At 32.7% G+C, this 24,314-nt stretch carries 15 protein-coding genes; 7 read left to right on the forward strand and 8 right to left on the reverse strand.

Annotated features, from left to right (window positions below; all coding sequences use genetic code 11):
* The first annotated feature begins 4 nt into the window (after positions 1 to 4).
* Entirely contained in the window at positions 5 to 307 is a 303-nt protein-coding gene (locus ACIDC4_RS09625) for a MafI2 family immunity protein (RefSeq protein ID WP_412042709.1), read from the forward strand.
* Positions 308 to 436: 129 nt separating this feature from the next.
* On the opposite strand, the gene sufD is transcribed toward ACIDC4_RS09625, so the two are convergent.
* The 5 genes from sufD to ACIDC4_RS09650 all read right to left on the reverse strand — a co-directional run bounded on the left by sufD (position 437) and on the right by ACIDC4_RS09650 (position 4,921).
* The gene (sufD, locus tag ACIDC4_RS09630; protein ID WP_072964781.1) at positions 437 to 1,753 is read right to left on the reverse strand and encodes a Fe-S cluster assembly protein SufD; all 1,317 of its coding nucleotides are present in this window, start codon (positions 1,751 to 1,753) and stop codon (positions 437 to 439) included.
* Positions 1,754 to 1,818: 65 nt separating this feature from the next.
* Complete coding sequence (sufC, locus tag ACIDC4_RS09635; protein WP_055097564.1) at positions 1,819 to 2,565, reverse strand: Fe-S cluster assembly ATPase SufC; 747 nt, start codon at positions 2,563 to 2,565, stop codon at positions 1,819 to 1,821.
* A gap of 12 nt (positions 2,566 to 2,577) precedes the next feature.
* The gene (locus ACIDC4_RS09640; protein WP_065451636.1) at positions 2,578 to 3,066 is read right to left on the reverse strand and encodes a flavodoxin family protein; all 489 of its coding nucleotides are present in this window, start codon (positions 3,064 to 3,066) and stop codon (positions 2,578 to 2,580) included.
* Positions 3,067 to 3,073: 7 nt separating this feature from the next.
* Positions 3,074 to 4,522 (reverse strand): Fe-S cluster assembly protein SufB, encoded by a 1,449-nt coding sequence (gene sufB, locus ACIDC4_RS09645; protein ID WP_230034387.1) that lies wholly within the window; start codon positions 4,520 to 4,522, stop codon positions 3,074 to 3,076.
* A gap of 69 nt (positions 4,523 to 4,591) precedes the next feature.
* A complete protein-coding gene (locus tag ACIDC4_RS09650; RefSeq protein WP_065451634.1) occupies positions 4,592 to 4,921 on the reverse strand; it encodes a HesB/IscA family protein in 330 nt (109 codons plus the stop codon).
* Between the two features lie 370 nt (positions 4,922 to 5,291).
* On the opposite strand from ACIDC4_RS09650, the gene ACIDC4_RS09655 reads away from it, so the two are divergent.
* On the forward strand, positions 5,292 to 6,215 hold the full coding sequence (locus ACIDC4_RS09655; protein WP_412042708.1) for a hypothetical protein: 924 nt from the start codon (positions 5,292 to 5,294) through the stop codon (positions 6,213 to 6,215).
* A gap of 234 nt (positions 6,216 to 6,449) precedes the next feature.
* Positions 6,450 to 7,307 (forward strand): MBL fold metallo-hydrolase, encoded by an 858-nt coding sequence (locus ACIDC4_RS09660; RefSeq protein ID WP_412042707.1) that lies wholly within the window; start codon positions 6,450 to 6,452, stop codon positions 7,305 to 7,307.
* 76 nt (positions 7,308 to 7,383) lie between these two features.
* On the opposite strand, the gene ACIDC4_RS09665 is transcribed toward ACIDC4_RS09660, so the two are convergent.
* The 3 genes from ACIDC4_RS09665 to ACIDC4_RS09675 form a co-directional block, all read right to left on the reverse strand.
* The gene (locus ACIDC4_RS09665) at positions 7,384 to 10,719 is read right to left on the reverse strand and encodes a leucine-rich repeat domain-containing protein (RefSeq protein WP_412042706.1); all 3,336 of its coding nucleotides are present in this window, start codon (positions 10,717 to 10,719) and stop codon (positions 7,384 to 7,386) included.
* Between the two features lie 182 nt (positions 10,720 to 10,901).
* Positions 10,902 to 11,600, reverse strand: coding sequence for a glycoside hydrolase family 78 protein (locus ACIDC4_RS09670; RefSeq protein WP_412042705.1), 699 nt, complete (start codon positions 11,598 to 11,600; stop codon positions 10,902 to 10,904).
* Between the two features lie 2 nt (positions 11,601 to 11,602).
* Positions 11,603 to 16,201 (reverse strand): T9SS type A sorting domain-containing protein, encoded by a 4,599-nt coding sequence (locus tag ACIDC4_RS09675; protein ID WP_412042704.1) that lies wholly within the window; start codon positions 16,199 to 16,201, stop codon positions 11,603 to 11,605.
* A gap of 287 nt (positions 16,202 to 16,488) precedes the next feature.
* Here ACIDC4_RS09675 and ACIDC4_RS09680 point away from each other — a divergent pair, with 287 nt between their 5' ends.
* From ACIDC4_RS09680 to ACIDC4_RS09695, 4 genes are all read left to right on the forward strand, one after another.
* On the forward strand, positions 16,489 to 18,123 hold the full coding sequence (locus ACIDC4_RS09680; protein ID WP_412042703.1) for a S8 family peptidase: 1,635 nt from the start codon (positions 16,489 to 16,491) through the stop codon (positions 18,121 to 18,123).
* A 62-nt stretch (positions 18,124 to 18,185) separates the two neighbouring features.
* Positions 18,186 to 20,066 (forward strand): M1 family metallopeptidase, encoded by a 1,881-nt coding sequence (locus tag ACIDC4_RS09685; RefSeq protein ID WP_412042702.1) that lies wholly within the window; start codon positions 18,186 to 18,188, stop codon positions 20,064 to 20,066.
* Between the two features lie 242 nt (positions 20,067 to 20,308).
* A complete protein-coding gene (locus ACIDC4_RS09690; protein WP_412042701.1) occupies positions 20,309 to 21,442 on the forward strand; it encodes a S1 family peptidase in 1,134 nt (377 codons plus the stop codon).
* Between the two features lie 62 nt (positions 21,443 to 21,504).
* Entirely contained in the window at positions 21,505 to 24,306 is a 2,802-nt protein-coding gene (locus ACIDC4_RS09695; RefSeq protein ID WP_412042700.1) for a DUF2135 domain-containing protein, read from the forward strand.
* Positions 24,307 to 24,314 lie beyond the last annotated feature (8 nt).

The following is a 24,314-nucleotide window of genomic DNA, read 5'->3' on the forward strand; positions in this document are numbered from 1 at the left end:
TCTAATGGAATATCTTGAAATAAGAAGAATTGTATTATTGTCAATTCAAAAAGCACTATTGGGAATGATATATCCTGAAATTAGAGCTATTGCGGTTGGATTTGAAGGATTACGAAAACTAACTGTGATTTATTATCTGGACAGAGAGCCTAGTAGTGACGATTTTGAAAATATTAGTGATGTAACAGCAGAGGTTTTAGCAGATATTAATTTTTCTGAAGTAGAAGAAAAATGTTTTTTTTCTGATGAAATAATTGCTAAGCTTAATAATCTAGATTCATGGGTTTACGTAAGAAAAGAAAACTGATGCGCAATCCTGATAGCTATCGGGAGCAAGGATATAAAACCGCAAAGTTCGCAAAGCTTATATAAAAACTTTGCGAACCTTGCGTAAATCATAGCTCCCGATAGCTATCGGGATTGCGGTTAAGAAAATCTACAAATCAAATCCTAAATTCACACCTAATTTCATGGCAATGATTTTAGTAATTCTTTGTTTCAATTCCGGTATTTTAATGCTTTCGATAACAGCATTCGAGAATGCGTACATCAATAAAGCTTTAGCTTCTTTTTTAGGAATTCCACGAGATTGCATGTAGAACATAGCTGTTTCGTCAAGTTGTCCTACGGTACAACCGTGAGAACATTTTACATCATCAGCAAAAATCTCTAATTGTGGTTTTGCATTGATTGTAGCTTTGTCGCTCAATAAAATATTGTTGCTTTTTTGGAAAGCATTTGTTTTTTGAGCTTCTTTTTCTACCAACACTTTTCCGTTGAAAACTCCGGTTGAGCGATCAGCGAAAATTCCTTTATAATCCTGGAAACTTTCGCAATTTGGCGTTGCGTGGTTTACCAAAGTATAATGATCTACGTGTTGCTTTTCGCCAATAATGGTGATTCCGTTTAGCGTACTTGTCAATCTTTCACCAAAGTGGTAAAAGTTCAAATTGTTACGGGTTAAATTTCCTCCAAACGAAAAAGTATGTACATAAACGTGACTTTCTTGTTGTTGCGAAACGTAAGTGTTGTCAATTAAATTCGCTTCGATATTGTCGTTTTGAATTTTGTAGTGATCTACAATCGCACGTTTTTGAGCGAAAATCTCTGTAACCGAATTGGTCAAAACTGGATTTTCATTCAAACTCTGATGACGTTCGATAATCTGAACATGAGAATTCTCTCCCACAATAATCAAATTTCTAGGCTGAACCAACAATGCAGCTTCGTTTCCTGTCGAGAAATACATGATTTCGATAGGTTTGTCAGCAACTTTCTTTTGCGGAATATTGATAAAAGCGCCTTCACTTGCAAAAGCAGTATTCAACGAAGTCAAGCTTTCGTCTTTGCTTGCAATTTGGTTGAAGTATTTATCAATAACCATTTTATATTTTGGTTTGGTCAATGCCGATGACATCAAGCAAACATCGATTCCGTCATGCGTAGTAGAAGACAAATGCGAGCTGAAAACACCATCAATAAACACTAATTTATAAGTGTCGATTTCGTGTAAAAAGTATTTTTTTACCTGATTAAATTCGATTGCATTTTCCTGCTTAGGAAAAACCGTAAAGTCATTTTTTAAGATGGCGTTTAGCGATGTGTATTTCCAAGCTTCTTCTTTTTTGGTTGGGAAACCTTTATTTTCAAAGTTCTTTAAGGCATTTGTGCGTATGTCATGCAAATCTGAATGTACATCGACACGCTCTTCAAAAGCCATAAAAGACGATACTAATTTTTCTTTTAAATCCATTTCTGTAGTTATGAGTTATGAGTTATAAGTTATGAGTTTTGTAAACTGTAAACTGTAACTGTAAACTAGTTTTCTGCTTTAATCCAGTCGTATCCTTTTTCTTCCAATTCGTAAGCCAGTTCTTTTCCTCCTGATTTTACGATTCTTCCGTTGTATAAAACGTGAACGAAATCAGGAACGATATAATCTAACAAACGTTGGTAGTGCGTGATTACGATAATTGCGTTTTTCTCGCTTTTTAATTTGTTAACTCCGTTAGCCACAATTCTTAAAGCATCGATATCAAGACCAGAATCGGTTTCGTCAAGGATAGCTAATTTTGGTTCTAACATTGCCATTTGAAAAATCTCGTTTCTTTTTTTCTCTCCTCCGGAAAAACCTTCGTTTAAAGAACGAGATAAAAATTTACGATCGATTTCTAATAATTCAGATTTCTCGCGAATTACTTTTAGCATTTCGTTAGCCGGCATTTCTTCCTGACCGTTTGCTTTACGAGTTTCGTTGATGGCAGTTTTCATGAAGTTTGTTACACTTACTCCGGGAATTTCTACAGGATATTGAAACGAAAGGAAAACTCCTTTGTGTGCTCTTTCTTCAGGAGCAAGATCTGCAAGATCTTCTCCGTCAAGGAAAACTTGTCCGTCAGTAACTTCGTAGTTTTCGTTTCCGGCAATTACAGCCGAAAGTGTACTTTTTCCAGAACCGTTTGGTCCCATGATAGCGTGTACTTCGCCAGCTTTAACTTCTATATTAATTCCTTTTAGGATTTCTTTATCACCAATTGAGGCGTGAAGGTTTTTTATTGATAACATTGTTTTTTTATTTTATATAAATGTCAATTCTATTTTTGTTGTTTGGTTTAAGATGTTAGCATTAAAATGCGCGTGTCCTAAATATTCCATGCCTAAATAATCGGCTGATTTTTTGAACGGAATGTAAAAACTTTCTTCGATTTCATTATCGTGTGAATTTGATATCACGCCAATTTTCTTTCCTCTAAGTTTTCGTCCGGTTTCTTTCTCAATTCGGATTAAATCCGAAATACGATCAAAGAAAACCTTCATGATTCCACTCATATTGTACCAATATATGGGCGTTGCAAAAATTAAAGTGTCGTAATTTTCGATAATACCTTTTATTAGAGGCAAAAAATCATCTTCTCTGTTTTTGCTTTCGTAATCATAATAGGAAATGTTAAAATCACTCAAATTAATTACCTCTATTCCGTGTTCTTTAGAAATCTCGTCTACAATTTTTGTTGTATTTCCGTTTTTTCTGGATGAACCTAAAATAATGACTTTCTTTCCTTCCATCTTACAATTAACCTACAGATCCTTCTAAAGAAATCTCTAATAATTTTTGAGCTTCAACAGCAAATTCCATTGGTAATTTGTTCAATACATCTTTACTGAAACCGTTTACAATTAAGGCAATCGCTTTTTCAGTCGGGATACCTCTTTGGTTACAATAAAAAACCTGATCTTCTCCAATTTTACTTGTAGTTGCTTCGTGCTCTATTTTAGCCGATGGATTTTTACTTTCGATATAAGGGAAAGTATGCGCCCCGCAATTGTTCCCCATTAATAATGAATCACATTGCGAAAAGTTTCTTGCATTTTCAGCTCTTGGGCTAATTTGCACCAATCCACGGTAACTGTTTTGTGATTTACCAGCCGAAATACCTTTAGAAATAATAGTCGATTTAGTGTTTTTACCTAAATGGATCATTTTAGTTCCCGTATCTGCTTGTTGGTAATTATTGGTAACGGCGATTGAATAAAATTCACCAACCGAATTGTCTCCTTTAAGTACACAAGAAGGATATTTCCAGGTTACAGCAGAACCTGTTTCTACTTGTGTCCATGAAATTTTAGCGTTTGTTTCGCATAAACCTCTTTTGGTTACGAAATTATAAACCCCACCTTTTCCTTCTTTGTTTCCAGGAAACCAGTTTTGAACGGTAGAATATTTAATTTCAGCATCATCCAAAGCGATTAATTCAACTACAGCAGCGTGCAATTGGTTTTCGTCACGACTTGGCGCTGTACAACCTTCAAGGTATGAAACATAACTTCCGGCATCAGCAATTACAAGCGTTCTTTCGAATTGTCCTGTTCCTGCCTGGTTGATTCTGAAATAAGTTGAAAGTTCCATTGGGCAACGAACGCCTTTTGGGATATAACAGAAACTTCCGTCAGAGAAAACTGCTGAGTTTAATGCTGCGTAGAAGTTGTCTTTTTGAGGTACAACAGTTCCTAAATATTTACGAACTAATTCCGGATGCTCTTTTATAGCTTCTGAAATCGGACAGAAAATAATTCCTTTTTCTCCCAATGTCTTTTTGAAAGTAGTCGCCACAGAAACAGAATCGACAACAATATCCATAGCGACATTGTTCATCATTTTTTGTTCATCGACAGAGATACCTAACTTTTTGTACATTTCAAGAAGTTCCGGATCTACATCATCCAAAGTTTTGTTTGGATCTACCTGTTTTGGAGCTGAATAGTATGAAATTGCCTGAAAATCCGGTTTTTGATAATGAACATTTGCCCATTCCGGTTCGATCATTTCTTTCCATGCACGAAAAGCCTCGATGCGCCATTCGGTCATCCATTCCGGCTCCTCTTTTTTAAGAGAAATAGCTCTTACGATATCTTCGTTTAAGCCAATAGGAAATGTCTCCGATTCTATATCAGTATAAAATCCGTATTCGTATTCTTTAGTTTCGAGTTCGATTTTTAAATCGTCTTCAGTGTATTTTGACATTTTTTAGTTTTTTAAAACGCTTAAAATTTAAGATCTTAAGCGTTTAAATTTTTGCTTTTTGACTTTAATTTATAGCGAAAATGATTCCCCGCAACCACAAGTTCTACTTGCATTTGGATTGTTAAACACAAAACCTTTTCCGTTTAATCCGCCTGAAAATTCAAGAATTGTTCCGGCTAAATATAGAAATGATTTTTTTTCAACTGCAATTGTTATGTCGTTGTCTACAAATATTTTATCGTCGTCGCCTTTGGCTTTGTCAAATTTTAAATCATAAGACAAACCAGAGCATCCGCCACTTTTCACGCCTACTCTTACGTAGTCATGTGCAGCATCAAAACCATCATCTTTCATTAAGTCGATGATTTTCTTTTTGGCTGTATCAGAAACTTTTATCATTGTTTATGGTATTTGTTTTTGCTTTCATTCGAATTTGCATTCAAAACAGTAATCAAATTATTACATTTTAAAGTGCTGTCTTTCAATGTTGAAATGAAATTATCTGCAAAGATACGACTTAAAAACCTTTTTCCATAACGGTTCACATTATTATAACAAATGTTAAAATAGATATTAGTTATATTACTAAACCAAATATCATTGTTAATGTCGTTTATTTGTTTATTAGCGTTTTTTATCGAAAATTTAAAAAGCTGCTATTTTTGTAGGGTTTGCTTGTAAATAGTTGCAATTAAGTGTTAAAAAAGCGTATTTATACGTGTTGCAGCCAATTTTTTATTATTACTTTTGCAGAAAATTGGCAGTAATTATGAAGAAGCAATACAAAAATAAGTGGGTTAAAGCACTTTTAGCAGTGTTTTTTGTTTTTGGAATAGGTGCTACAGTCTTTATTTTTAGTAAAGAATCAAATGAGACTGATAATAAAAACAAAGAAATAAATGATCAGAAATTTAGTGAATCTAGTCCTGAATCACTTTCTCAAAAAAATATTTTAGATTCTTTAACGACTTTAAAATTAGCTTATGATGTAGCTATTTTAGAGAAAACTTCTTTGTCGCAACAATTAGAACTTGAAAAGAAAAACATCGAAAACCTGATGGAAATTATCAAAGCTTCTAAAAATCCTTCTGCCAAGCAAATTCAAATATATCGAAAACAGTTTTCGGATATGAAAACCGCACTAGAATCTAAAGTGGTTGAAATTAAAAAACTAAAATCTCAAAATAAAAATTTACTGAGTGAAATAGAAAGTCAGAATGTCGTGATGTACAAACAAAAGACAGAGAATGACACTTTGGTTTCTAAGCAAAAAAAATTAGAATCGACCTTAAAAGATGCTTCGAAGCTGGTAACAAGTAATTTTAATGTAATAGCGCTTAAGGAGAAAAAATCCGGACAGGAACTGGAAACAGAGAAAGCAAAAAATACTAAAAAGCTGAAAGTAAGTTTTTCTGTTAATGGAAATGCTGTTGCAAAAACGGGAAAGAAAGTTTTTTATATTCAGGTTTTAGATCAGAAAAATAAAGTTCTGGGTGAAAATAAATTAATCGAATTTGGAAACGATAAAGCTTTGGTTTACAGTTTTATTGTGGCCGTAGATTTTCAGGGGAAAGCGGCAAATGTTTACGGGATTTTAAATGCAGATGAAAGTGCCTTTAAAAAAGGAACTTATTTTGTCAACTTCTTCGACAAAGAGGAAATAATGGGAAGCACCTCGATTACGCTGGAATAATAATGGATGACTTTTAATCCACTCCCGATAGCTATCGGGATTACGGATCTAACAGATTGACACAGATTTTTTTATTTGTGCCAAAGTTTGAAAATTTGATTAAACTAAAAAATCAGTATAATCAGTTTAACCAGTGGGCAATCTTTATATACATAAAAAACATTATTTAAAGAATACTTAGTATAAAGAGATTGGATTTCCTAGCTTTGTTTTCAATACTAGAAATGTACTCTTATGAAACTTTACCCAATAGAATCCGGAAATTTTAAGTTAGATGGTGGCGCTATGTTTGGTGTTGTGCCAAAAACAATCTGGAACAAAACCAATCCTGCAGACGATAATAATTTAATTGATATTGCCGCACGTTGTTTACTTATCGAAGATGGAAACCGACTGATTTTGATCGATACCGGAATGGGCGATAAGCAATCTGAAAAGTTCTTTGGCTATTATTCGCTTTGGGGATCTCATTCGATAGATAAATCATTAGCAAAATATGGCTTTAGCCGGGATGATATTACCGATGTTTTTATGACGCATTTGCATTTTGACCATTGTGGAGGAAGTGTACAATGGAACTCGGATAAAACATTTTATGAGCCGGCTTTTAAAAATGCTAAATTTTGGACGAACGAAAATCATTGGAATTGGGCAACAAAACCCAACGCCCGCGAAAAAGCATCATTTTTATCGGAGAATATTTTACCCATGCAGGAAAGCGGACAATTGAATTTTATAAAACGTCCTGAATCTGATTTTGGCTTTTCGGAAGAAATGAATTTCGGAATTTATTATGTAGACGGTCATACCGAAAAGCAAATGATTCCGCACATTCAATATCAGGATAAAACTATTATTTTTTGTGCCGATTTACTGGCGACAGCCGGACATATTCCGTTGCCCTATGTTATGGGTTATGACACAAGACCTTTATTGACAATGCCGGAAAAATCAAAATTTTTGAATGCAGCAGCAGACAATAATTATTATTTGTTTTTAGAACATGATGCACATAATCAAATTATAACGGTTGAACATACTGAAAAAGGAGTTCGATTGAAAGAAGTTTTTACTTGCGAAGAAATTCTTTAAGCCAAAGAAATTGAAATAAAAAAATCCCGTTTTCAGATATTTATGAAAACGGGATTTTTAGTTTAACTAATTGTCGTTATTCTACTATGATTTTTTTCGCAGAAGCTGCATCCTGATTGATTAAATATATATAATAAACTCCTTTTGGTAAACCAGATAAATTGATCGTATTATTGCTATTACTTGAATCAAGTATAAAGGTTCTTACCAATTGTCCTAACGAATTATAAACGGTTGCTTTCTCTACTTTAATATTGCTAATATTTACTTCGCCTTTTGTAGGGTTTGGGTAGATTGCAACTTTGTCGAAAGTATTGTCTTCAATGCCTAATGATTTACAAGTGTTCGAATACGTTGTGTTTGCTTCTTTAATTTTTGACCAGTTAGCATTTGAATAATCTGCATCATCTACTTGTATGCAACCAAGAGTTGTAAGTCCTAAAAAGCTGGTGTATAAAGAAGCAGATTTTTTTCCTGTTTCTACAGGTAAAACAAAGTTCTTATTATTTCCGTTTTTCAGGTTTAATGATATTAGCGGATTATTGACAACATAAACGATTCTAAGGTTTACATTTTTAGATAAATCTAATGTTGTAATTTGGTTTGAAGACACATTTAGTGTTTCTAATAAAACATTTTTACTAAGATCTAAAGTTGTTATTTGATTATTGCTAAGATCTAAAGTTGTTAATGCGGTAAAGTTTTCAATACCCGTTATATCTTTAATATTAGTATTAGAGAGATCTAAAGAAGTAATAAAACTTACATCTGTAATGGTAATTTTTCCGTTTAAACCGTCAGTGTCAATTCCTAAATCAATTAATTTTTGTTCGAAATTGGAGTCTGGCAATGTTACATATTCAATTGGGCAATTAGTATCGAAAGTAGCTGAAGCATCTTTTATAGTTGCCCAGTTTGCATTAGAATATGCTACATCATCAACCTGAATACAGGTTAAATCTGGATTGTCTGAAAAATTAGATCTGTTGCTGTAGAAATTTTTATTATTTCCATTTTTCAAATTCAAAGTTCTAAGTTTGTTTTTAGAACAATCTAAAGTGTCTAAAAGAGTATTTTTTGATAAGTCTAAAGAAGTTAGTTCATTTTCGGAAACTGTTAATCCTCTAAGTGAAGTAAAACCACTTATTCCCGTTAAGTCTTTTATGGAATATTTACCAACATATAAATGATCTATTTTAGAGATACTAGTATTCAATACCTTTCCATTTTTACCATCCTTATCTATGCCTAGCATGATTAATCTTTCTTCAAAATTTGGATCCGGTATTAAGGTATATTCCTGACTGCAATTTATATTGAAAGTTGCAGTTGCGTCTTTTGCAGTATTCCAATTTTCATTTGAGTAATTGACATTGTCAACCAGGATGCAAGTTAAATTGGGGTTATTAATGAAATTAATTTTTCCAAAATTAGCATTATTCCCATTTTTTAAATTTAAACTAGTTAATTGATTAGAACTACATTTTATATTTTTTAAAGCAGTATTTTTAGAAACATCTAAATTTATTAACTGGTTAGAATCACAATACAAAAGGGTCAAAGCAGTATTATTAGAGACGTCTAAACTTGTAAGTTTATTAGAAGCACATTGCAAAGTTGTTAGTTCTGTATTTTTAGAAACATTTAAATTTGTTAACTGATTAAGATTAAAATATAGCCCCTTTAATAAAGTATTTGAAGAAATATCTAAATCTGTTATCTGATTTCCTTCACATACTAGTTCTATTAGAGCAGTGTTTTTAGAAACATCTATTGTTTTTAATAAATTGTAATCACATTGCAAATTTGTTAAAGCACTATTTTTAGAAAGATTTAAATTGGTTACAAAATTTCTGGAAAAGTACAATGTCCCTAATATAGGATTGTTAGACACATCTATACTTGTTACTTGATTATAAGGAAAATGTAGGCTTGTTAATGCACCGTTTTTGGAAACATTTAAACTTGTTATATTGTTATATCCAACAGATAAAAAGATCAAGGCGGTATTATTAGTAACATCTAACTCTGTTAATTTGTTACTGCTACAGCTTAAGTTGGTTAAAGATTTAAAATTCTGAATTCCAGTTAAATCACTGATAGATTTTGCATTGACATTTAGCTCTTTAACGGTAGATATATTTGATGTAAGAACTTTTCCGTCAGGAATACCTGAGTCTATACCAAGTGATATTAACGCATTTTCAAAATTAAGATCGGGAATTAGTGTATACTCAGGGGGGGTATTTATAATAGTTACCCCTACAGTTATTCTTGTTGTACTTTCACAGCCATTAATAGTTTGAGAAGCATAATAATATCCGGTTTTAAGTGGTGTTGATAAAAGCAAGGGATTTAAACCTACCGGACTACCGTACCATTTTATATCAACTCCTGTCGCTTTTAAGTCAGCAATTGTTGCACTATTATCGAAAATTTGTGCAACAGCAGTTGGAGGAGCAGTTTCGGTTACAATAGCAGTAATTTTATTAGATATTGCGGTAGTATTATTTTGGTTTTTTACTTCTAGAGTATAATCTCCACTTTCTATAGCTGAATAATAGGCAGATGTTTGTCCGGGTATAATAACTCCATTTTTCATCCATTTGTAGGTATAAGATCCCGTAGGAGATATTGTACTTGTTAATGAAACAAGCTGCCCCCCGCATACAGTTGTGGAGTTATTAGCAAAAATTGCTGCAGTGATTGTTGGAGTTGCTGTGTTTGAATAATATAGGCTGCTGATCTCTTGAACTGTTAGTGTGCGATTCCATAGTCCAATATCATCAATAGATCCTTCAAAATAGTTATCTGAATTATTTTTTCCTATTCTAAAAATTCCAAAATTACTAGAAAATGTACTGGCAGATCCATTTAGTTTCAGAACATTATTTATGTATAATGAAAATGTTTGATTGTTGCCATTGAAGACCAATGCGAAAAAAGTCCATTGATTATTAAAATAGTTTTCCTGAGTGGAAAAAGTTTCAGAACCGAATTTTAGATCTAAATAACCTTTTCTGTAAAGACTTATTTTAAATCCAGAAGTGGGAGTATCGCCATAGTTAAAAATACAAAAATCATTTTCGCTAGAATTAACAGGACTACCAGCTTTAAACCATCCGGTAATGGTTCGCGAATTAGTATTTTGAGGAAAATTAAAAAGATTTGCCTGAATATTGCTACTTGTACCATTAAAGCTATAAGCAGAATTAATAACTCCGGATCTATCAGTTGTAGATGTTAAATTTGTCGGAGTTCCATTTATTCCGTTTCCACTTTGATCATTCGTGTTACCATTAAATGGATAATAAGCTATTAAACCATTTGTAGATACATACGTAGGAACATTAGGGGTTTGTGCATAAAGTAAAGAATTCAATAACAGCAATAAGAGTAGTTTTGTTCGCATAAATTATATTTAGATTTTGGTAGTACAAGTATACAAATTATAAATTATTTTCTTATCTGATAAATAGTGTTTATTTATTGTTTTTTAGGAGTTTAGGTCAGGAATTTTTAAACTAAAAGAATCCCATTTTCAAACAAATGAACAATGGGATTTTTTAGTTAACAAATTATAATTCTAAAATTTTAGTTGGTTTTAAATTTCCAAACCTGACCAACAGTTTCTCCGCCTTTATTGTCTTTTACAACAATTTTCCAGAAATATTGTGTTGCAGGTTCTACTGTAACATCAAAAGAAATTGCACCTGTATTCTCACTTACTTTTACTGTAGGCGGATTGGTTTTTCCAAAATAAACATCATATGTAAGAACGTCTGTTGCGTCAACATCTGTTGCTATCCATTTTAAATTTGCAGTTGTTGTATTCAAATCAGAATTTATTGACGGATGCACCAATTCCGGAGAAAATGGCAAATGATTTACTACGGCTTCACCAGTTGTATACAGTTTGTAAGTAGGCGAATAAGCGCTAGATAATCCTTTGCTGTCAGTAGCTTTTACTCTCCAGTAATACGCTGTGTTTTTATCTAAACTTATCGAAGAATTGTCGCCAGTAACTTCGTTTGTTTTTACAATTTGAGTAAACGTATTATCTTTTGCTACCTGAATTTGATATGTTATAAGGTCTTTATTGACATCTGTAGAAAGTTTCCATTGAAACGAAACAGTATTGTCTACACATAGTTTATTATCTGCCGGAAGAACCAATGCAGGTACTGTTGGTGCTACATTTGCTTCAGGAGTTGGCTCTGAATCATCACCGCCACCGCCACCGCAAGCTGCGAATAAAAAACCAACGATTGATAGGTATATAAAATTCTTCATTTTTATTTTTTTATAATTTTAATGTATTCCGGAGTATCTAAATAAATTTTGGCAGCATAAATTCCTGAAGGTTGATTTTCAAGATTCAATTGTGCTTTTCCGCTTTCGACAGCATACGTTTTAGCCGAAATTAATTGACCTGAAAAATTATACAATTCTATTGTAACTTCATTTTTAGCAGTTGGAATTTCGATTTCAAAACTTCCTGAAGTAGGATTAGGGTAAGCAGATAAAATTTGATAATTAGCATCAAAATCTGAAACAGAAACCTTCTTAGCAAAAATACCTTCGCAGGCTTTTGCAGTAGCCACTTCGACTAATGCCGCTTTGTTAACATCTACAGAAAATGCCGCTTCATTGGTTTGAAATTGCTCTGTTCCGTCAATAAAAACGGTAAATGGTGCAGTTCCTTCTGTGATTTCAAGATTGACTTTTTTACCGCTGGTATTTGAATTTCCTGAAACTGTTGTTGCTTTAGTAATCGTAAAATTGAAGTTCTGCTCAAAGCTCTCGTCAACAATAGAGATAGAAATGCTATACGCTCCCGGAGTCAAACTTGCTATTTTGATAATATTGTTGGTAAAAGGATACGTTTTTCCATTAATGACTGCTTGATACGAATAAGCTGCTTTTGCAGTTATGCTTATTTCTCCGTTATTTTCGCCTAAACAAGATTCTCCTTTAGTTTCTATAGTAAAATTGTCATTTGGCAAAATAAGAGAAATTCCGCAGTTTGTGTTAAAAGAAGCTGTTGCATCTTTTCTAGATTCCAACTTTGTGTTAGCGTAAGTTATGTCATCAACCTGAATACAGGTTAAATCAGGATTGCCTTTAAAATTAAGAGCATAATCATTGTCGAAACCTGTAAAATTAGCGTTATTGCCATTTTTAATATTTAGATTCACTAAATTATTTGAGCTGCAATTAACAGACGCTAATTTTTTATTTTTTGAAATGTTTAAAGTCGTTAATTTATTTTCATGACAACGTAATGTCCATAATTCTGCATTATTGGATAAATCCAAATTCGTTAGCTGATTTTTGCTGCATGAAAATTGTGACAGATTAGCATTTTTAGAAACATTAATTGTAGTTAATAAATTATCATCACACCCAAACTGATTTAATGAGATAACATTTGATACGTCTAAACTTTTCAATCGGTTGCCCTCGCAAAAAAGATAATTTATGTACTTATTGTTTGATAGATCTAAATTTTCAAGCAAACTATTAGCACAGTTTAAATATCCCATATTTGGGTTAGCTGTTAAATTTAAGCTGGTAAGTTTATTATTGTTGGCATATAAATAATTGAATTGTGGATTTTTAGAAAAATCCAATCCTGTTAATTTGTTGTCCTGACAATTAACAGTTAAAAGCTGCACATTTTTAGAAAAATCTATTTGTGTAAAAATATTGTTTGAACAATCTACCTTAGTAAGCAAAATATTTTTAGATAAATTAATCTTTTCCAGACGATTATAGTTGCAATTTAATTCTTTTAAGTTCGCATTTCCAGAAAGATCCAGTTCGTTCAATTGATTGTTAGAAACATTTAGTTTTTCTAAAGCTTTAAAATCTTGTATTCCTGTCAGGTCATTTATGGCAAGATCCTTTGATCCTTGACTTATATAAATATTTAATTCTTTAACAGATGAAATGCTTGAAGTCAAAACACCGCCATTTAAGCCATCTTTATCAATACCAAGGGTAATTAATCTATTTTCAAAAACAGTATCTGGAATTAATGTAAAATTATTATTGTCACAAACTAAGTTGTAAGAAGCCGTTGTCTCTTTAAAATTTGACCAGTTGGCATCTGAGAAACCTTTGTCATCAACCTGAATACAAGTTAAATTAGGATTACTTTTAAAGTTACCAGCAGTTAAAGTGGCATTTTTTCCGTTTTTTAAATTTAGGCTAAACAAATTATTAGCAGAAAAATCTGCTTCCTGCAATGCAGTATTTTTTGAGAGATCTAAATTTAGTAACTGATTTGATTTAGCATTTACAGAAGTTAGTAAAATATTTTTAGTCAAATCAATAGCTTTTAAGTTGTTTGAAGAAATATTCAATTGCTTTAAAGTAGTAAATCCTTCTATTCCTGTTAAGTTCGATATAGAACTTGATGAAATATCTAAAGTTGTAATTGAAGAAATGCTTGAAGTCAACACTTTTCCATTTTTACCATCGATATCAATTCCTAAAGCGATTAATTTATTTTCAAAATTGGCATCAGGTATTGCGGTAAAAGAGTTGCAAAGTGTGTTGTAATTTGCAGTGGCATCTTTTAAAGCCGACCAGTTTGTGTTAGAATAATTTTCATCATCTACCTGAATACATTTTAAACTTGGATTATTGCTAAAAAATGAAGTATTCTTGTTTAATAAAGTGTTTTTTCCGTTTTTTAAATCTAAACTTACGAGTTTGTTTTCTGAACAGTCAATTGAACTTAAAGATTGGTTTTTAGATAAATCTAAATAAGTAATCAGGTTGTTTTTAGCGTTTAAAACTTCCAGAACTTTAAAATCCTGAATTCCTGCTAAGCTCGCAATATTACTTCCGGAAACATCTAAAGTTTTGATAGTTTCGATACTTGAAGTTAATACTTTTCCATTCTTACCATCAGTATCAATTTTAAGATCAATTAGTTTGTTTTCAAAATTGGCATCCGGAATAGCGGTATATTTTCTGCAATCTGTAGAAAAACTAGCCCAGGAATCTTTATATGTTCTCCAATTTTGGTTAGCATATGCTTCGTCATCAACCAATATACAAGTTAATCCAGAATTGTGGGTAAAATCTAAATAAGCTATGAAGTTGGCATTATTCCCGTTTTTTAAATTTAAATCGTACAGTTTGTTGTTTGAAAGCTGAATAGCTAATAGAGCCTTGTTTTTTGAAAGATCGATACTTTCAAGTTTATTGTTTGAAGAGTAGAAATATCGTAAGTTTAAATTATTGCTAACATCGATACTTTTTATGTTGTTATTACCAAACGAAAAAACACCTAAATTAGGTAATTTAGAAACATCTAATACTGAAATGCTATTGGCTTCTACATCTAAATCCTCAATTTTAGTATTTTTTAAAATATCAATATTAGACAACCTATTGCGGTCTGCTTGTAAACTTGTTAGTAATAAATTGTTAGATACATCTATAGTTTGTAAACTATTCGATGAGCAGTTTAGGCTTAAAAGTTCCTTATTATTAGAAACATCTAATTTTGTTAAGGCATTTGCGGAGCAATCTAAATAAACTAATGCAGGGTTTTTGGTAATATTTAAACTTACTAATTTATCATTAGTAGATTCAAGAGATTTTAAAATTACATTGTTTATTAAATCCAGTGTTGTCAAAGAGTTTTGAGAACAGGATAACCTTTCTAAGATTATATTTTTAGAAAGATTTAATGCTGTTAATTGATTGCTTTTACAAATTAAAGTTTTTAAAGCAGGATTTTCGGTAACGTCTAAGTTGGTAAGTTTGTTAAAACTGAAATCTACAATAGATAAAAGAGGTTTTCCGGAAAAATCCAGACTTGTTATTTTATTACTGTAACAGGTAAGGGTAGTTAATTCTTTATTGTTTGATAAATTAAGCGATTCAAGTAAATTATTCTCTAAGCTTATAAAAGTAAGTTTAATATTATTCGTAGGATCTAATGAAGTTAATTTATTAGAAGAACATGTTAAACTTTTTAAGGCAGTATTTTGAGAAATATCTAAGGAGGTTAATTTATTAGAACCACAATTTAGACTTTCTAACACAATATTTTTAGAAAGATTTAAAGATGTTAATTCATTTGAGCTACAGTCTAAACTTTTAAGCTTTAAATTTTTTGAAACATCTAAAGAAGTTAACTTTCCTGTATTGCCTCTAAAAATCAAGTTTTCAAGTGCTTCAAAATCTTCAATCCCGGTTAAATCTTTAATGTTGGTTTGTAAATAAGAAACTTCGAAAGATTTTACATTAGCAATGTTGCTTGTAAGTACTTTTCCGTTAACACCGTCTTTATCATATCCTAGAGAAATTAAACGTCTCTCGAATTCAGGATCAGGAATAAGGGTATATTGTACTGGCACATCTGCAACATCTATAACAGACACATTATCAATCAAAATTTCAGAATTAAGCGATCCGTTTGTCCAGATATCGACTTCGATATTTTCAGTAACTTTTGAGGTATATTCAAATTCAATTTTTCTCCATTCTGTAGTAGAAAAAGTAACATCAGATTTCTTGATTATTTCTTCTTTAAAAGTGCTCGGTTTGTGATATAAACTTAAATCTATAGAAGAAAAAGTTCCTTTTACCGCTCTGTGATATAAGGTTACACGATACGTTTTGTTGGCTTGTACAGCAAAATATTCACTATTAATATAATTAAAAGTTCCCGTGGCAACCATCATGTTTGTACTTGATTTGCCATTTTGGGCAGTTGCGCTCTGAGAGACATAACCGCTAAAAAAACGATACCAATTGTCAGGTTGAGAAGAGGAAGACCAGGTTTCGAAGTTACCATTAGGCACCAAATTGGTCTGGGCGGTAATGGTTAAAGAAAGTAGAAGTAAAAATAAAAGTAGTTTTGTTTTCATAGATTTAATTTATAATTAGCATGCGCAAGTGTACAAATTACATACGTGATTTTATTACGGGAACACGTAACGAGTATGTTTTTTTTTAATCTATTTTGGATAAAAATAAATCAGGTAAGAATTTTACTTTCAAATTAAAAGAATTACTTGTTTTTGTACCTTTTATAATGCTCTTAAGCTTACCTGAACGTTAAAATAAAAATCATAACACAGTGTTAATCGTTAGTTTTATGTAACAAAAAATCATAATTTAGGCCCATATTTTAACTTTTATCAAAAATAGATACATGAGTCCTATAAAAATAAATACCATATCGACTTTTGCATTACTTGTACTTGCAGGTTGCAGTGCTACTTTGCAAGCACAGACTTCTTCGAATAAAGAATTGATTACTGCTCCTCTGGCAGTAGTTAAAAAAGCGCCGCTTAGCGAAAATGAACTAAAAAGATGGAGTCATCTTGATTTAATCAAAGATTCGATTCCGGGAATGAGCGTTGACAGGGCTTACGCCGAATTATTGCAAGGAAAAAAAGGCGTGAAAGTAATTGTAGGGATTGTAGATTCTGGTGTAGATATCGAGCATCCTGATTTACAGGGAATGATCTGGACCAATCCTAAAGAGATTCCGGGTAACGGAATCGATGATGATAAAAATGGTTTTATTGATGATGTTCACGGATGGAATTTTCTTGGAGATGCCGTTCACGAAAATCTTGAACTGACACGTATTGTCAAAAAAGGAGATGATGGATCAGCACAATACAAAGCAGCTTTAGCACAATACGAAGAAAAGTCTAAAAAAGTTTTAGAAGACAAAGAACAAGTAGACTTCTTGATAGATGTGCATAATACTATAAAAAAAGAGTTAAATAAAACGACTTATAAACTAGAAGATCTAAGCAAAGTTACTTCAACAGATCCAAAAGTAGCGAGAAGTAAAATGGTGATGACTCAAATTTTGACCAATGCAGGGCCAACTTTTGACCCTGAAGCAGAATTAGAAGATTATAGAGAATCAGTTTACGATCAGTTCAATTATAATTTGAACAAAGAGTATGACGGAAGAAAAATCGTAGGTGATAATCCGGAAGATATCAAAGACAATCATTACGGAAATAATGTTGTTTTTGGACCAGATAAGGAAAAAGCATTGCACGGAACTCACGTTGCTGGAATTATTGCACAAATTCGTGGTAATGATTTAGGCGGAGACGGCGTTTCAAACAATGTCGAAATATTAACCGTGAGAGCAGTTCCTGACGGAGATGAGTATGATAAAGATATCGCTTTGGCGATTCGTTATGCAGTTGATAACGGAGCAAAAGTAATTAACGGAAGTTTCGGTAAAAGTTTTTCTCCGCACAAAAAATGGGTTTATGATGCCATAAAATATGCGGCTAAAAAAGATGTTTTAATTGTACACGCAGCAGGAAATGACGGATACAATATCGATAAAACAGAAAACATTAATTACCCAAATGATTCTGAAGATAACGTAAAAGAATTTACAAATAACGTAATCACAATTGGTGCAATCAACAAAGCATACGGAGAAAATGTTGTAGCTCCGTTCTCAAACTTCGGGAAAATAAATGTTGATGTGTTTGCTCCGGGTGAAGAGATTTATGCAACTGTTCCTAATAATAAATACAAGTATTTGCAGGGAACTTCGATGGCGTCTCCAAATGCAGCAGGAGTCGCAGCATTAATTCGTTCCTACTATCCTAAATTGAAAGCAGCTCAGGTAAAACAAATTTTAATAGATTCAGGAGTAGCACTTCCGTCAATGATCATTTTGGGTGAAAATCCAAATCCCGACCAAAAACCGGTGGCAGTTTCTTCTGCAGAATCATCAAAATCTGCTAAAATGGTAAATGCTTATAATGCTTTACTGATGGCAGAAAAAATGTCGAAAAAATAAAAACACACAAAATAGTAACCTAATGGAAGAGTGGCAACTCTTCCATTTTTATTGAAAAAACAATGCGAAAAATAATACTACTTTCCTTTTTGAGTTTAGGTTTAAACTCAGCATTTGCACAAAGTGCTCCATATTGGCAACAGCACGCCGATTATAAAATGGAGGTTGCTATGGATGTAAAAAACTACCAGTACAAAGGAAAACAAGAATTGGTGTATACCAATAATTCTCCCGATACTTTAAAAAAGGTATTTTATCATTTATTTCCAAATGCATTTCAGCCAGGAAGTGAAATGGATGCGCGTTTGCATTTTATAAAAGATCCTGACGGAAGAATGGTAACCAAGATAAAAGGTGCCGACGGAAAGGAAACAAAACAAAGCCGAATTGAAACTTTAAAACCAAACGAAATAGGGTTTCTAAAGATCACCAACTTAAAGCAGGATGGTGTAACGGCTCAAACCAGAGTTTCAGGAACAATCCTGGAAGTAACTTTGGCGAAACCAATTTTACCTAATTCGAAAACTACTTTTACCTTAGATTTCGACGGACAAGTTCCGGTACAAGTTCGTCGTTCAGGACGTAATAATTCTGAAGGAGTAGAACTTTCAATGTCACAATGGTATCCTAAATTAGCCGAATTTGATTTTGAAGGCTGGCACGCAGATCCATACATTGCGAGAGAATTTCACGGTGTTTGGGGTAATTTCGATGTAAAAATTACAATCGATAAAGACTATACGATTGGAGGTTCAGGATATCTGCAAGACAAAAACGCCATTGGTCATGGGTATGAAGATGCAGGTGTAACGGTTGTATATCCAAAGAAAGCAAAAACATTAACGTGGCATTTTATCGCACCAAATGTTCACGATTTTACATGGGCTGCCGATAAAGAATATACGCATGATATTGTAAAAGGACCAAACGATGTCGATTTGCATTTCTTTTACAAAAACAATCCAAAAACGACCGAAAATTGGAAACAATTAGAGCCGTTAATGGTAAAAGTAATGGAGTATTACAATCAAAGAGTTGGCGCATATCCGTACAAACAATACTCGTTTATTCAGGGTGGAGATGGCGGAATGGAGTATGCAATGTGTACTTTGATGTTAGGAAACGGAACACTTCAGGGAATTTTGGGAACTGCAACACATGAATTAGGACATTCATGGTTTCAGCATATTTTGGCTTCAAACGAGTCAAAACACCCATGGATGGATGAAGGTTTCACGACTTATATAGAAGATGGCGCGTTGAATGAATTAAAAGGAGATAAAAAAGAAGTAAATCCGTTTAAAGGAAATTACGCCGCTTACTATCAATTGGTAAATTCAGGAAAAGAACAACCACAAGGAACTCATGGAGATCGTTACGACGAAAACAGACCTTATAGTATTTCGGCTTATATAAAAGGAAGTATCTTTTTGTCGCAATTAGAATATGTAATTGGGAAAGAGAATGTAGATGCGACTTTGAAAAGATATTTTAACGATTTCAAATTCAAACATCCAACTCCAAACGATATCAAGAGAACTGCAGAAAGAGTTTCGGGAGCAGAATTAGACTGGTATTTAATCGATTGGACAGAAACATTAAATACAATAGATTACGGTATCAAAGACGTTGCAGATAATGCGGGAAAAACGACTGTAAGTTTAGAAAGAATTGGAAGAATGCCAATGCCAATAGATCTAACGGTTGAATATACTGATGGAACTTCTGAAAGTTTCTACATTCCGTTAAGAATGATGAATTTCATTAAACCCAATCCAAATCCTAAAGTAAAAAGAACAGTTTTAGAAGATTGGGCCTGGGCACAACAAAACTATAGCTTTACAATAGACAAAAACAAAACGGCGATCAAAAAAATCACCATAGATCCAAGCGGATTAATGGCGGATGTAAAACCTGCCAATAATGTTTTTGAAGTTAAGTAAAGAATTTAAATTTCAATTAAGATAAAATCCAAAGCTGTTATGGCTTTGGATTTTTTTTGTTTAAAAAAGAATCAAAAAATAATGGGCTGCTTAATAAATAGCATCAATGCTAAATATGATGATATTTACTGTTAAAATTTAATAATTAAATTACTACCTTCGGGCCGTTAAAACAGCAAATGTTAAATATTTTTTTGAATTGACAATCTATAACCAAACGAACAAAACTTACCTATTTACAAATGAAAATTAGAAAAATCGGCCCCAACAATGATTTGCATGAGATTAATAATAAAAAAAGAAAACCTTATAATATTATCTTCTTTGCTGTAATCATACTCTCAACAGCAGCTTTTTTCGGCTTTAAATATTTTAAAAAGCCACCTGTCGCTATTTGTTTAGATTCAGATACAAAAGTTTATAACGAATACAAAGACGCAGTTGTACTGATAAAACACAGCTATGGTTATTTTGCAAAAATTAAGGGAACAGAGATTCAGCTTACGAATCAAGATGTAAAAGAAGAAACGGTTTTTGGAACTGGTTTTTTTGTAGACAGAGAAGGAAAAATATTGACCAACAGCCACGTTTTGCAGCCATGGAATTCATCAAACGAAGAGCAGGAAAAAGTAAATACCACTATACGAAATCTAAGATTAAAAATTGCTTCAATTCTTACTACAGATGTTTCAGAAGATGAGTATCAAAGTTTTATTGAAAGAAACTGGAAAATTGCATCTGCTTACGACGAAGGTGAAGGCGACTACGAAGGTGAAGGTGAAGAAAGAAGTGAAGAGCCAGCTGGTGAAGAATTTGTGAGTTCAAATGATACAGAAACTGATACAGCCGCAACAGATATTGCAGCTGCTATTCCGGTTAAAGAATATGTATCGAGAGAAGATATTGAAGTATATGTAAAAACGGTAGATATTTCGGTTGCACTTCATGATTCAGATGACCAATGGCTTAGTTGCGCGATCGAAAAAGTTTCAGAAGATACTAATATTGATTTAGGTATTTTGCGACTAGCAGCTCATACAACCCCACAAAGTGTTGCAAACGTCATCAATCTTGACAATGCCGTTCAAGATGATGCCTCTTTAAATCCCGGACAAAAAGCAATAATGGTGGGTTATCCTTTAGGAATGGATTTGGCAAAAACAGATTCAGGTATAAAAGTGCAGCTGTACGATGGTAAAATAAGTAAAGAATCAGACGGGAATAAAATTCAATACAGTATCACTTCTACGCATGGTGCCAGTGGCGCACCAGTATTCAATGAGTGCGGTCAGTTAATCGCAGTCAATTTTAGCGGAGTAGATGAGGTACAGGGTTTTAATTTTGGAATTGTTGCCAAGCACATTCGCAATTTCTAATTAGAACCTCTTAATAATTTATTGTTTTTTCTCCTTTATAATTAAATAATCGCTTTTATAATATGAATAAAGTTTTTACAATATGTGCACTAATGTTCTTTAGTGCCGTGTTTTCGCAGATTCCAACTCTGGATGTCGAAAATCAGAAAAAAAATTCAGTAATCCTGCAGGAAGTAAAAATTGAAACTAAAATTTTAGGAAATCTTGCATCAACTACAGCAACTTATGTATTTTATAATCCTGGGGACAGAATTTTAGAAGGAAAATTTACACTTCCGCTACCAGAAGGAGTAAGTATAAGCGGCTATGCTTTAGACATCAATGGAACCTTAAGAGATGCAGTTCCTGTTCCTAAAGAACGAGCTAAAGAAGTATTTGAAAGTATTGAAAAAAGAAATATAGATCCCGGTATTATTGAAAAAGTAGACGGAAATAATTTTAGAACCAGAATTTATCCAATTACGGCCAGAGGTACCAGATTCATTAAGATTACATACAATCAGGAACTGAAAAATTCCGCTACAGATTATCAGTATTTTTTAAGTTTTGCCAATGCAGTCAATATTCCAAAATTTAATTTGAAAGTATTGCTGAATGAAAGTCTGGCAACTCCTAAAATTACGGAAAATCCAGATGGAAGTTTTACTTTTCAAAAACAAGGAAATCAATGGATTGCTGAAATAAACAAAGCCAATTTTACGCCAAATGAAAATCTTAAAATAACTATTCCAAAAGTAAACGAGTCAAATGTATTGCTTCAAAAAACTTCTGGTGATAAATTTTATTTTGCAGCGAGTGTTTCGACAGACTTCCCTGTAAAGGAAAAATCAAAATCTCATAAAATTGCCATTATATGGGATAATTCATTTAGCGGATCAAAGAGAAACCGTCAAAAAGAGTTTGACTTTCTAAATGCTTATTTTTTAGAAAACAAAGATGTTTCGGTATCATTTGTCCTTTTGAATAATGTTCTGGAAAAAACAGAAGAATTTACTGTTTCTGGCGGAAACTGGAGTGCATTAAAAAATAGAATTGTTGACTTAAAATATGATGGAGGAACCGACTTTGGTGCATTAAAGGAGATTTCAGGAATAGAAGAATATCTTTTGTTTTCTGACGGAATTTCAAATTTTGGTGATTTGACTTTAAAATTCAAAAAACCTGTAAATAGTATTGTAAGCACGCCTACTTCAGATTTTAACCTGCTTAAACTTTTAGCATCACAATCTGGTGGAAATTTTATCAATCTGAATGAATTAGATACTCAGTCTGCTCTAAAAACATACAATAAACAGCCTGTTATATTTTTAGGATTTAAAGAAAATACTAATATTCAGGAGCTATTTCCAAATGTAGGAACTGCAGTAAATGAACCAGTCAATATATTTGGAATTGTATCTCCAAATTTGAGTAAACTAACCGCTCTTTTTTCTGTAGGAAATAAAAAATTTGAAGTTCCCGTAGATTTCAATAATGCTGTTCAAGTTGACAACTGGCCAATTGCGCAGTTTTGGGCACAAAGAAAAATTAATGATCTTGAACTCAATTCAACTCAAAACCGCGATGAAATCAGAAATCTGAGCGAGCAGTTTGGCGTAGTAAGTAAAAACACCAGCCTTATTGTATTGGATGACGTAAATGACTATGTGCGTTACGGAATTAAACCTCCCCAGGAATTGTTAGCTGAATACAACAAAATAGTTTCAAGAAACAAAAAAGAAATTTTAGAAAAAAGAAAAAATCTTCTATCCAAATCTTTTGATATAACGCGCGAACTGGTAGCCTGGTGGAATACCGATTTTAAACCTACTGAAAAAAAGCAGTACCCTAAGATTTCTAATCAGTCACAAAAAATGTCAGGACAAGAAAGTATTGTTAGCGACAATGCTGTATATTCTGCAGAAAGTAGCTCCGCCGATAAAACAAAATCCACAGGTAAAATAACTTTGATAGAGGTAGAAAGCAACGAAGAGTATATGAAAGATTTTCAGAATCTACAGTCCTCTGAGTTAATCTACCAGAAGTATCTTGAAAATCGTCCTAAATATGAAAAGCTGGTAACGTACTATTTTGATGTATCTAAATTGTTATTCAAAAAAGGAGACAAAGCACTTTCTCTAAAGGTTTTAAGCACATTAGCAGAGCTTGATCTGGAAAATGAAGAATTATACAAAACGATATCTTATCTATTGAAACAGAGAGGTAATTATGAAAAAGAATTATGGATTACCCAGAAAATTCTGGAATGGAGACCATTTGATTCTCAAAGTCACAGAGATTATGCATTGGCCCTGATTGATAATAAAAAACCTCAGGAAGCTCTTAATGTCTATAAATCGATGCTTTATCAGGAATATACCGATGAAATTTCAGTAAGAGACAATGGTATAGAAGAGATTTTGATTATGGAAATTAATAATATTCTGAGTCAGAATAAAAATGTTGACGCAAGCAAAGTTGATGATCGTCTAAAAGCAAATCTACCGGTAGACATTCGAGTTGTGATTAACTGGAATAAAGACAATACAGATATAGATCTTTGGGTTACAGATCCAAGAGGAGAAGAGTGTTCGTATTCTCATAAATCTACAGAAATTGGAGGAAGATTAAGTAATGATTTTACTCAGGGTTTTGGTCCTGAACAGTTTTTACTAAAAAAAGCCATAAAAGGTAAATATAAAATTAAAACCAATTTTTATGGCGAGAGACAGAATTTACTTTCCGGACCAACAACAGTGATGGCAGAAGTATATTTGTACTATTCTGATGGAAGACAAGAACGTAAAATTGCTGTTTTCCAAAGTCAGAAAGAAAATAAACGCGAAAACGACAGCAAAATTCTGATTGGAGAATTTGAATTTTAGAAAAAAGT

Origin of the sequence: Flavobacterium sp. C3NV (assembly GCF_046825355.2) — a bacterium.
GTDB lineage: Bacteria > Bacteroidota > Bacteroidia > Flavobacteriales > Flavobacteriaceae > Flavobacterium.